This window comes from Gordonia sp. 852002-50816_SCH5313054-c, assembly GCF_001665925.1.
Lineage (GTDB): Bacteria > Actinomycetota > Actinomycetes > Mycobacteriales > Mycobacteriaceae > Gordonia > Gordonia jacobaea.
In genome coordinates, this window is the sequence record NZ_LZTE01000078.1 from 1 (window position 1) to 587 (window position 587).

1 protein-coding gene is annotated in these 587 nt (G+C 66.1%); it reads left to right on the top strand.

Annotated features, from left to right (window positions below; all coding sequences use genetic code 11):
* Window positions 1-587 (top strand): DUF222 domain-containing protein (locus A5788_RS20900; RefSeq protein WP_156525574.1); only part of this gene is annotated, 587 nt, incomplete at both ends.

Below are 587 nucleotides of genomic sequence, written 5' to 3' on the forward strand. Positions count from 1 at the left end.
CTCATCCACGAGGAACACGAAGAAGACTACGGCGTCGAGATCGGCGAACTCACCGACGGCCGCGCCGACTCACCAGAACAGTTGCGCGAGTTCGCTGCTCGCGGACAAGCTGGCGACGACCCCCGCGCACAGTACGGCCCAAATGGTTTGGAACGCACCATCGCCGACGTCGGCGCCGTGTTGTCGCTACCGCCGGGTCGGGCACGCGAACTGATCATCGACGCCCACGCCCTGCGCTACCGACTCCCCTACACCTCCTCACTCCTGGCCTGCGGGCGTATCGATTTGCAGCGCTTCCACATTGCTGTGGCACGCACCAGCCTGTGCGGCCCTGACACCATCGACGAGGTCGACGCCCGTCTCACCGCCGCCCTCTCGGCACGTGATCATCTGTCGACGACACGATTTGCTGCGCTCGTCGATTCTGTTGTCGCCCAAGTCGATGCCGAAGCCGTCAAACGACGCCGTGCCCGCATCGACGCCGACCGCAACGTCCAGGTCCGCCCCGACCGGTGGACTCCCGGCCAATCCCGACTGACCGGCACCGTGCCCGCCGCCTCGGGTGTGTTGATCGACCAACGCCTCAC